The sequence below is a fragment of the Flavobacterium bizetiae genome (genome assembly GCF_902804475.1).
Classification (GTDB): domain Bacteria; phylum Bacteroidota; class Bacteroidia; order Flavobacteriales; family Flavobacteriaceae; genus Flavobacterium; species Flavobacterium bizetiae.
Genome location: NZ_CADCSU010000120.1, coordinates 25,814 through 36,678, shown reverse-complemented (window position 1 = coordinate 36,678; position 10,865 = coordinate 25,814). Strand labels below are relative to the sequence as shown.

At 34.5% G+C, this 10,865-nt stretch carries 8 protein-coding genes; all 8 read right to left on the bottom strand.

Annotated elements, in window-relative coordinates; genetic code table 11:
- Window positions 1–202: 202 nt before the first annotated feature.
- The 8 genes from FLACOL7796_RS16550 to FLACOL7796_RS16515 all read right to left on the bottom strand — a co-directional run bounded on the left by FLACOL7796_RS16550 (window position 203) and on the right by FLACOL7796_RS16515 (window position 10,797).
- The gene (locus tag FLACOL7796_RS16550) at window positions 203–946 is read right to left on the bottom strand and encodes a rhamnogalacturonan acetylesterase (RefSeq protein ID WP_173971838.1); all 744 of its coding nucleotides are present in this window, start codon (window positions 944–946) and stop codon (window positions 203–205) included.
- 105 nt (window positions 947–1,051) lie between these two features.
- Window positions 1,052–2,401, bottom strand: coding sequence for a glycoside hydrolase family 28 protein (locus tag FLACOL7796_RS16545; RefSeq protein ID WP_173971837.1), 1,350 nt, complete (start codon window positions 2,399–2,401; stop codon window positions 1,052–1,054).
- A 78-nt stretch (window positions 2,402–2,479) separates the two neighbouring features.
- Complete coding sequence (gene pelA / locus FLACOL7796_RS16540) at window positions 2,480–4,489, bottom strand: pectate lyase (RefSeq protein ID WP_173971836.1); 2,010 nt, start codon at window positions 4,487–4,489, stop codon at window positions 2,480–2,482.
- Window positions 4,490–4,540: 51 nt separating this feature from the next.
- Complete coding sequence (locus FLACOL7796_RS16535; RefSeq protein WP_173971835.1) at window positions 4,541–6,139, bottom strand: glycoside hydrolase family 43 protein; 1,599 nt, start codon at window positions 6,137–6,139, stop codon at window positions 4,541–4,543.
- 151 nt (window positions 6,140–6,290) lie between these two features.
- Window positions 6,291–7,511, bottom strand: a complete 1,221-nt coding sequence (locus FLACOL7796_RS16530; protein WP_173971834.1) for a glycoside hydrolase family 88/105 protein — start codon at window positions 7,509–7,511, stop codon at window positions 6,291–6,293.
- Between the two features lie 22 nt (window positions 7,512–7,533).
- The gene (locus tag FLACOL7796_RS16525) at window positions 7,534–8,736 is read right to left on the bottom strand and encodes a glycoside hydrolase family 88/105 protein (RefSeq protein ID WP_173971833.1); all 1,203 of its coding nucleotides are present in this window, start codon (window positions 8,734–8,736) and stop codon (window positions 7,534–7,536) included.
- A 148-nt stretch (window positions 8,737–8,884) separates the two neighbouring features.
- Window positions 8,885–9,850, bottom strand: a complete 966-nt coding sequence (locus FLACOL7796_RS16520; protein WP_173971832.1) for a DUF4861 family protein — start codon at window positions 9,848–9,850, stop codon at window positions 8,885–8,887.
- An 11-nt stretch (window positions 9,851–9,861) separates the two neighbouring features.
- Entirely contained in the window at window positions 9,862–10,797 is a 936-nt protein-coding gene (locus FLACOL7796_RS16515) for an alpha/beta hydrolase (protein WP_173971831.1), read from the bottom strand.
- Between the last annotated feature and the right edge of the window lie 68 nt (window positions 10,798–10,865).

The following is a 10,865-nucleotide window of genomic DNA, read 5'->3' as shown; positions in this document are numbered from 1 at the left end:
ATAGTGAATAGCATTATCCAGAAGATGACTGCCATACTGTTGAAGAATCGAAAAACTTCACAGAAAACAAAATTGGAATAAAATTTATTAAGAATTTAAACAATAGAGTTATTTTATTTCTAAAATTCATTAAATCAACATTCACATAACTATAAAAGAAATAGAAATTACAGTATAAAACATACTTTGAAAATCAAACTCTTCACTTAATGGCTTTTTGGAGTCTTTTCATCGAAGAATCTTTTTGTTCTTTGATCTGATTAATCACAATTTGAGCAATTTCGGTAGCGCCTTTTAAAGAAAGATGTGTATCATCTGCTTTATCTTTATCATAATAAGCATTTTCACCCGCTTTAAAATGCAAGTGCAATTGTTTTGATTCTTCAGGTCCATAGGATTGTTCCAATAATTCTGTGTAATATTCAAGATCAATAAAAAAGACTTTATATTCCTGTGCCACCAATCTTGTTTCTAAAGGATAATCGCCATGAGTAGGTACCAATACTCCTTTTTCATTAAAATTACGTCTTGCTATAGAAGTTAATAATATAGGAATTGCGCCTTTTTCACGGCTTTCTTTTACAAACCTGATTAGGTTATAGCGATAACTCGTATGCGGATTTGTATATCGGGTCGAATCTTCTATTTTTTCATCATTATGGCCAAATTCAATAAAAACATAATCACCTTTTTTAAGTTTTTTATAAATAGAATCCCAACGTTTTTCGTTAATAAAACTTTTGGTGCTTCGCCCATTTACAGCCTTATTTACCACCACAATATCATCCTTAAAAAACGGTTGCAAAACTTGCGCCCAACCATGTTCCGGATTTTTATCGGGATCTTTTTTATTTGCCATTGTTGAGTCTCCAATGGTGTATAGCGTAGTTTTTTGCGCAAAACTTACTGTAGAAATTAATAATGCTAATAATAGGTATTTTTTCATTTTGATATGTTTGTTTATTTAAACGCAAAGTGTACAAAGCTGGAAACAAAAGAAAAACCTAGCGTTCTTTGCGTAAACCTTTGCGAACTTTGCGGTTAAAGAAAATTAATGTTTAGAAACTGCCGAAGGCACTCCTGCTCTATTTCCTATAAAAACATCGGTCATTAAAACATTCTCCGCATTTTCATTCGAAAGGGCATTTTTTGCTTCTTTGATTTCTATGTTATTAAAAGAAATATTCTGGATCTTTTTCTGCTGAAATCCCTGAATTACAATTCCTGATTCTGATGCTTTATTGCAAGTAATGTTCGAAAAATGAATATTTGAAATCTCAGATTGGTATCCTTTTCCTTCTCCATGATAATTTGCTGTCATGTACAAACAATCTTCTACCTCATCGAGCTGAATATTCCTGACAAAAACATTCTTTATAAAACCGCCTCTGTCTGCATTGGTTTTCAAATAAATTCCTCTTTTTAAGAAGCCAACAGTTTTACAATTCTCTACAAAAACATTTTGAACTCCCGCCGACATTTCGCTTCCTATTACAACGCCATGAAGTCCTTTGAAATTACAATTCCTAATCACAATATTTTCACTTGGTGTGGCCGAATTTGCTCTTCCTTCATGATCTCGTCCTGCTTTAATGGCTACATTATCATCGCCATTATCAAAGGTCACATTCTCTATTAGAACATCTTTGACATATTCTGGATCAATACCATCGTTATTGTAATTTAATGATTTATAACTCACTCCACGAACCGTAATGCTCTCTGATTTTAGTAAATGCAAACACCAAAAAGGAGAATTTTCTATCCTGATATTTTCTATGAGAATGTTTTTACAATTAAAAAACTGAATCATTTGAGGACGCAAAAAATAGCCTTTTCCCAATTTCCTGTCTTTAATAGGGGTGTTATTATGATTCATATCACGGCTTAAATTCTTTCCTTCTGTTTCTTTGGCTTTAAAACTTTTCCAGATCTTTCCTCCTTCTCCATCAATTGTTCCTTCGCCCGTTATAGCAACATTCGAACATTGGTAAGCATAAATTAACGGACTGTAATTATACAGCATTGTTCCTTCCCAACTGGTTAAAACCATGGGCAAATAGTCTTCAGGTTTATCACTGAATTTTATTTTTGCTCTCTTTTCTATTTTAAGGTTTACGTTACTTACAAAATGAATTGGTCCATTAATCTTATAAGTTCCTTTTGGTACTATAATAGTTCCTCCATTATTCTTTTTACACAATGCCATAGCTTTGTCAAATACAGCTTTGTTATTGCTCACAGCATCTCCTTTGGCTCCTAATTTCAATACATTTATTTGATAGGAAGGAATTACAGGAAGCTGAATCCTATTGACAATAGCCTCTACTTTTGCTGACGGAAATTCGTTGTTTTGAGCAAAAGAAGTGTAGGAAATCAATAAAAAAAGTAAATATTTCATAAGTGTCTTTTTTAGTTGCTAAGATTAATACTTAAATTTTAAAAGCTTAGCAGCTTAGTATCTCAGTACCTTAGGGACTTAGTTTGAATACCAATTAGAAATCGAATCTTTTAAGATATTTTCTATTGAATATTTTTCGGCTTCTTTCTTTGAAAGCTGATGTGACCAAACCACTCTTTTTGTGGGCTGAAAACCTTCGCCTTTGCAATTGTATTCTGCATAAAAAGCGTTTTTTTCGGCTTCCGGTTTCGACCAGTTGTGCCAGCCTTCTGCTCTGATATGATTTCCCATATCGCAATTGATATATACCGTTTTTGCATAAATACGCCACGGCCTTCCTAAATAAACTGCTATTGCAGCTGGTTCAGCCGTAAGCTTACAGTTTTTAAAAACAAATCCAAAAGTGGTGTCCTGAGGAGTTGAAGCGGCAGTTATATAAGAGTTTTTGATACTGTGAATTTCACAATTTTCAAATAATGCAGTGGCACTTCCAAAGATAAAATCGGTTGTACCTTCGATATAACAGTCTTTAAAATATTGTTTGGCATTTTTTCCCGACAAATACAAAGTGTCCTGATTGCCCAGAATATTACAATTTACAACCTTAGCCCGATTTGCAACAACAGACAATGCAATGGCCTGACCATTATCTCCCGATGCATTTTTAAACGTTATATTCGAAGCCGAAAAATCATCCCCTTCGACCAAAACGGTATAGGTGAAAAAAGTACTATTTCGTCCTGTGTTGATTTTCGAGAAATTATCATCAAAACTAATAATGGTATTTTCTTTACTTTCTCCAACAAGAGCTATATGAGTATTCCATTCCGGAATTCTCACTTTTTCATTGTAAATTCCGTTCTTGACAAACACCGTCACTTTTTCATACGGAAAAGAGGGACAAGCATTTATAGCATCCTGAATTTTTGTGAAATCACCTGAACCGTCTAAAGCAACCGTATAGTAATTATCTTTTTTTTTATCCGAGGTCTCTGCTGATGTAAGTTTTACTCCGTTTTTGCCTGCCCAAACCGGAAATTTTTTTAATACTTCTTTTGGTGCATCAGTATACCAGGAATAACCATTTCTACGCTCTGCGCCAATCTCATCAAGCGATTTTCTTTTAATTCCGTCACGGTCACAAAAAAAGGGTTCATTGTTATCCAACTCCATAAATCTTGCCCAGATTGGCGCCGCATTTGGAGTAACAATCATTTTTTTGTCGATAATTTTTCCCGCATCGTTTGTAATGCGTTGCTCTTCAAGATTTGTGATTTTTGTTTTTTCGAACCATGTCTGAGCACTTTTTATGGCTGTAATTATTTCTGGTGAAGGTTTTTCTACAGACATTAAAAGCAACACAATTTTAGCAGATTCATAACCACTCAGCGATGCAAGTTCAAAAGCTCTTGCGTTTGCCGGAGCAAAAGTAACTTCGTCATGTTGTGCGCACCATGCGGTTAAAACTCCGTTTTGCTTGTATTGTGTTTTTAGAATACAATTGATTCCTTTATCGAATGATTTCTTCGCTTTTTCGACAATTTCCTTGGATGGTTTTATACTGTAAAAATCACTTTCATCGCTTACATGTTTCATGATGGTTAAGATATTTACCATGGAATCGTCATTGTAAGTAATGTGTGTATAATAGCCTTTTTTCAATGGATAAAACTGAGGCCAGCCTCCGTTACTGTATTGCGCATCAAACAAATAATTCAAACCTTTTAAAAAAGATTCTTTATATCGCTCGTCCTTAACCTGAGCATACATTTTAGACATAAAAAGCATTTCCTGACAAGTTGCGCTATTGTCTGTAGTAATTTCTTTTGTTGACTTTTTAAGTGTCAATAGATCCTTTTTTTGCTGCGGAGTTAGCTCTTCCTGCATCTGGATATTTTTTGGCCAACCGCCAATGTCTCTCTGATACAACAAAACATTCTCCGCTATTTTTTTAGCCTCATCGGTACCAAACCAACTTGCATCGTTTTTACGAATAATATCCGGCCAGTTTTTATACGTATTTTGAGCATTTACAGCAAAGCAAATACTAAACAACACTAATACTATATATTTTTTTAATTGAATCATTTTAAGCTTATTTTATTTCTTTTAGCCTTTGCCACTTTGAACCTTTGCATCCTATTTTGTCACTCTAAACCAATCTACGGCAACATTTCCCGAATCGTTTGTTACTTTTTCGCTCAAGGCAAAAAGACCAACTTTGGCGCCAATCCATTTTCCTTCTTTAGCAACAAAATTGGTTCCGATTGACTGGTATTTTTTATCATCTACACTATAAAAGAAACTACAAACACCTCCTTTTTTAACCCGAACACGCAAATAAACGGTATTATTTGATAGTACAACCGGAGTGGTTTCTGTCTCTGAAACTTTTTTATCGAAAGTTCCCGTTTTCTGATTCAAATATAGCTTTCCGTTATCATTTTTTAAATTCAAATAACTATAATCCAATCCCATTATAATAAGACCTGTCGATTCGCCATTTAACCTTGTATTAAAAGTCAGTTTTGTGGTTACGGTAAACTCTTCGGCTGGAAATTTTTGAAGTAATAAATTGGGAGCATCAAAAATCTTCTGATTGTCTTTTATAGTCGGTAGACAAAATAAATTAAGATATCCTAAACTTGTCGGAAATCCCCAATTGATTTGAGAATTGGCCTGCCATTGCCATTGTAAACCTAATTTAGGTTCATTAAACTCATCTGATTCTGCCGGAGTTTTTATTGGATATTTCTTGCCTACATTTGGTTTCTTAAAAGTAGTAACCGGTTCTCCAATTCCGTTTTTATCAAAATCCTGTCCCATCACCGGCCAGTCTTTTTCCCATTTCATAGGCTGCAAATGCACGATTCTTCCGTAAGCTCCTTTATCCTGAAAATGAATGAACCAATCTTCTCCCGTTTGTGTTTGTACCCAAGCTCCCTGATGCGGACCGTTTACAGCTGTTTTTCCCTGCTCCAGAACTTTCTTCTTTTCATAAGGCCCATATACATTTTTCGATCTTAAAACAGTTTGCCAACCGGTAGAAACGCCTCCGGCAGGAGCAAAAATATAGTAATACCCATTTCGTTTATAAAATTTAGGACCTTCAATTGTACCTTCACTTTCATGTCCGTCAATTACCATCACTTCGTCATTATTGGCAATTGTACCTTCGGCATTCATGCTGCAAACTACGATCAGGCTTTTAATTTGTGCACGGCTTCCGGCAAAGGCATGAACAAGATATACTTTCCCATCCTCATCCCATAACGGACTTGGATCTATAAGTCCTGTTCCTGCTTTTACCAACAAAGGTTCAGACCATGGTCCTTCTGCTTTTTTGGCCTTAATCATATAAATTCCAAAATCAGGATCAGGATAATAAATATAAAATTCATCATTATGAAAAGTAATACTTGGCGCCCAAACACCATTGCCATGTTGTACTTTATTAAAAGTTTCAAACGGAGGTTGTTTAGGCAAAGCATAACTCAAAATTTTCCAGTTGACTAGATCTTTCGAATGCAAAATGGGTAATCCCGGAATACAATTAAAAGACGATGCTGTCATATAAAAATCATCTCCTACACGCACCACATCAGGATCAGAATAATCAGCGTGAATTATGGGATTGGTATACGTTCGGTCTCCATTATCCGGTATCCAGACTTGCGCCGTATTCTTCTGAAAAGAAAAAACGAAAAGGAAAAGGATGACGATTTTTATGTTTTTCATTTTTTTATATTATACTTATAATTAGACCTAACAGGTTTTAAAAACCTGTTAGGCCTTCTCTTTACTTTTTATGCGCTTTTATGCGATACTTCGAATTCCATCAGCAAGACAATAAACTACACATTCACAATTCATAACTCATAATTACAAACTATCTATTCAGCTCTAAAGCAGCCAAAATAAAAGGTCCCGTAGCTTTAGGATCATTGTCTTTTTTCTTTTCGTTTACATAATATTCGTATGATCCGTCACGATAAGGAGTTCCCCCTAAGCCGGCAACCTGACAAGCTTGTGTTAGTGTAATTCCGCCATCAGCATCTGTTTTTATTAGTTTTTTAGTCAATCCGTCAAAAGCTTTGTTGGCCAATTTTTTATAGCTTGCCGGTAAATATCCTTTGTTTGCTCCTTTTGCAAAAGCGTAAGCAAACATTGATGATCCCGAAGCTTCAAGATAATTTCCTTCTTTACCGCCTTTGTCTGTTACCTGATACCATAAACCTGATTTATCCTGATATTTTGCCAAAGCAGCTGATGCATTGTTCAGGTATTTCACCAATTCTTTTTGTTTTGGATGATCTTTTGGCATATAATCTAAAACATCAACCAATGCCATAACGTACCAGCCTAAAGCTCTTGACCAGAAGTTTGGTGAATTACCTGTTTCTTTATTTGCCCATGGCATTTGTTTACTTTCATCCCAGGCATGATATAATAATCCTGTTTTTGGATCTGTTGCATGCGATTGGATTACCTCAAACTGTTTTGCGATATCATCAAAGTTTTTTCCGTTTTCGAATGTAAGGGTATATTGTGCATAAAAAGGTTCTCCCATGTACAAACCATCTAACCACATTTGGTTTGGATAGATTTTTTTATGCCAAAATCCTCCACTTTGCGTACGTGGCTGTTCAGCAATTTGTTGGCGTACTAACTGCATTGCTTTTAGATATTTTTCTTCTTTTGAAGCAGCGTATATATCAAAAAGTAAACGCCCAGGTACTACCAAGTCGATATTGTATTTGTCCAGCTCATACGTCTTAATCGTTCCGTCGTTTTGTACTAACTCATCGACATAACCTCTTATGTAAGTCTTGTATCTTGCATCCGGATTTTTCTTGTATAATTCTTCTATGGAATGCAAAACCAAAGCATGAACATAATCCCATTTCGGTTTTTTAGAATCATCGATCATATACGCTTCAGGATGACGTTTCATTAAGGTTAAGGCCATTTTATCTGACCACTTTAAATTTTTAGAAATTACGATTTCTTTTTTTGCAGGTTCCTGAGAAGTCACTTTGCAACTTGTAAAAGCGATTAAACAAACTAAAACAACTGATGTAAAATAACTTTGTCTTTTAGTATTTTTCATTTTAAAATATATTTAAATTTTATTATTTTTTTAATTCTATTGCACTGAGTAAAAATGCTGCTAAAGCGGGCGAACTATTGTCTTTTGCTTTACTATTTATGTAATATTCATTTGTTGCGTCGCGAAAAGGTTTTCCTCCTAAACCTACACTCGATGATACGTTTGAAATTATTATTTCGCCATTTTTATCTTTTTTTACAAATGCTGCAAGATAAGCGTCGAAAGATTTTTGAGCCGTTTTTTTATAAGCCGAAGATAAATATCCTTTGTCTGCTCCTTTTGCTAAACTATAAATAATCATTGCCGAAGCAGAAGATTCTAAATAATTATCTTTTAGATCAGGCTTATCTGCCACTTGATACCATAAACCTGACGCGCTTTTATGTGCTACTGCGCTTTTTGCAATCTGATTCAAATAACCTGCCAGTTTTTTATAATTTGGATTTGACTTTGGATAATAATCCAATGTTTCTACCAAAGCCATCATATACCATCCTATACCTCGCCCCCAAATGGTTGGAGAAGTTCCTTTTTCAGGATTTGCCCACGCAATTTCTTTACTTTCATCCCACGCCTGATACACCAAACCTGTTTTTTGATCTACTAAATGATTTTGCACCAATTCAAATTGTCTGGCAATATCATCCAGCGCTTTTCCATTTTCATACCTCACTGTATATTGCGTATAAAAAGGTTCTGCCATAAACAAACCATCAATCCACATTTGATTGGGATAAATTTGTTTGTGCCAAAATCCTCCGCTTGCCGTTCTGGGTTGAGTTTCGATCTGATGTCTTAATTGTTCTATTACTTTTTTGTAACGATTGTCTTTGGTTTCATCCAATAAATTAAACAATAATTTACCCGGATTTGCAGAATCGATATTGTAATCTTTGATGTTATAATCGGTTATATTTCCCTCTGCATCAATCAATTCATCCGCATATTCTTTTATATAGTTAAAGTATTTTTTGTCGTTTGTTTTTTGATATAATTTTTCAAAAGCAAACAAAACCAATCCCATTTTATAATCCCATTTTGGCTTTTTAGTTCCGTCTATCTGTGAAGCTTTAGGATAAGTATTCAAAACAGTAAGTGCCGTTCTCTCTGACCATTTTAAATTGTCAGGAAGAACAGCATTTTCAGTACTTTGTGCCATTGTTTTATTACCGATAATCAATAACAAAACAATAAGATTTATTTTTAAAAAAGTCGATTTAAGCATACATTATATTTTTTGCCACTCCAGATAGCTATCGAGATAAAAGGATTAAAAAGATTTGTTTTTTTTCTAGCAGATTTAGCAGATCAAGCAGATTTCTGGCATATTTTTCTTTCCTCTTTATTCCTTCCTCTTTATTCTCTTCAATCTCTTACATCTTCACTTTCTTGTTCAATACTTCTAATTTCTGATCTAAGTACTTCACAAATTCTTCTTTTGTTTTAATGCCATTTGGTTCCTGTTCCCAAGCACCTAAAAAGTAAAAAGAAGTTGCTTTTGTAGTGGGTTTAAAAACTAAAAGATAGTCTAAAGCTGTATCTTCAACATTTTCGATGGTATTGGTTTGATAAAAAATAGCCATTCCTAATTTATCCGGCACTAATGATTGCTCGCCGTAAGTTGCTAAATATGCCCATTTTTTGTTCTTGCTTTCTTTTTTAAGCAATTCGGCATTTTTTTGTTTTACAATTCCGGTACAAATTCCTTTAATTTCTTTTGATGCCTGAATGGTATGCTGGGTATAAAGCTGATCTGGTTTGATAGTTAATACTGATGTAAAATCAATTTTATCCGAAGCGGTTTTCCATCCGTAATAATTCACTTTTACACCCGACTCGGTTGTTTTGTTGGCTACAGTTGCAATGGTTGAATCTACTTCACGGAAGTGTAATTTTTCACCGTTTAAATAACGATCTATCGATCCAATTCCAATTCCTTTTCCAGCTTTAAGAATATCAGCTCCCCAATCGCTCATCTCGTGATACGAATCAAAATTATCCTGACCCACTAGTGGTAAAATATTTGCCGAAGTTTTCTTTCCAAAAATATCAACTGCATTTCTCCAGTCCAGATACAAACGATATCCAATGCGGTTACTCTCCCAGCCCGGACCTTCGTAGCGAATATCAAAGGAATGATCTGTATGTTCAGGAGCTAATTTTAAGCGATCTACATTTTTAAAAACAGTCCCTCCAATATATTTACGTCCTTCCCATTTACCATCAGTTTTCGCAGATATTTCGGCGTATGTTTTGGCCGTTTTAATGTCGTATTTTTGAGCATTAACCGCTGTAACTCCAACTAAAAATAAGGTTGCTAATGTGATTTTTGTTTTCATTTTTATTATAATTATTTGAATATTCTGTCTAAAAATTGTGTAGTATATTGTACCGTTTCGTCAAACCAAGGCTGAAAAAACCAAAAGGAATGAGGTGAATCCTGAATTGTTTTTACTTCATTATAAATCTTATTCTGATTTAAAATGGCAATCATATCATCTCTTCCTGCATGAAACCTTTCAAAACTGCTGTTTATAAACAGGATTGGCGGCGTATTTTTATTCGTATGACTTAGCGCCGATGCTTGTTTCCAGTTTTCCGGATTTTCTTTGTAAGTTCCGTTGAGCCAAAAAGCGGCCATTTCTCCTTCATTTGATTCGGGATGTTTAAAAGCTAAAATTCCATCTATATCGATAATTGCCTGCACTTTCGAAGAAGATCTACTTTTGTATGACGTATCTTCAAAACCTAAATCTTCATTTGTTGTACCAATCAAAGCTGCCATCTGACCTCCTGAAGAGCATCCTAAAACGGCAATTTTGTCTGGATCTACCCTGAATCTTTTTGCATTATCTTTTATAAACTTAATCGCGTTTTTTACATCATAAATCGCCTGTGGATATTTGGCTTCTAATGATAATCTGTATTCAATTGCAAAACAAGAATATCCTTTTGCGGTTATTTCCTGCGCTAAAACCTGCATTTGGTTTTTATTGCCGGATCTCCATCCACCACCATGAATCATGATTATACCCGGATTTTTCTTTTTGTTTTTAGTAAAAAAAGCATCTAAATGTAATGTTCTGTACTTCTCCTTGTAATACACTATATCCTCAATCTGAGTATCATTTGCTCCTTTATTGGCCTCTACTATTTTTATAAAAGGATATTTTTTTATGAGTTTATTATAGGTACTTTTTACCGTATACGAAGTATCAATATTATAGCTCTTTTGTGCTATAACACCTTGCGAAAAAAGCAATAAAACAAACAACATTCTTTTCATTTCAGGTAAACTATTATTTCGTTAAGAAAGGAGTCCGATTCATGACCGAACTCCTCTTAACTTCTTCA

Bases quoted from the DNA above. Each gene is read 5' to 3' on its own strand.
- FLACOL7796_RS16515 (WP_173971831.1), bottom strand. From the start codon at position 10,797: ATGAAAAGAATGTTGTTTGTTTTATTGCTTTTTTCGCAAGGTGTTATA.
- FLACOL7796_RS16535 (WP_173971835.1), bottom strand. From the start codon at position 6,139: ATGAAAAACATAAAAATCGTCATCCTTTTCCTTTTCGTTTTTTCTTTT.
- FLACOL7796_RS16550 (WP_173971838.1), bottom strand. From the start codon at position 946: ATGAAAAAATACCTATTATTAGCATTATTAATTTCTACAGTAAGTTTT.
- FLACOL7796_RS16520 (WP_173971832.1), bottom strand. From the start codon at position 9,850: ATGAAAACAAAAATCACATTAGCAACCTTATTTTTAGTTGGAGTTACA.
- FLACOL7796_RS16530 (WP_173971834.1), bottom strand. From the start codon at position 7,511: ATGAAAAATACTAAAAGACAAAGTTATTTTACATCAGTTGTTTTAGTT.
- FLACOL7796_RS16545 (WP_173971837.1), bottom strand. From the start codon at position 2,401: ATGAAATATTTACTTTTTTTATTGATTTCCTACACTTCTTTTGCTCAA.
- FLACOL7796_RS16525 (WP_173971833.1), bottom strand. From the start codon at position 8,736: ATGCTTAAATCGACTTTTTTAAAAATAAATCTTATTGTTTTGTTATTG.
- pelA (WP_173971836.1), bottom strand. From the start codon at position 4,489: ATGATTCAATTAAAAAAATATATAGTATTAGTGTTGTTTAGTATTTGC.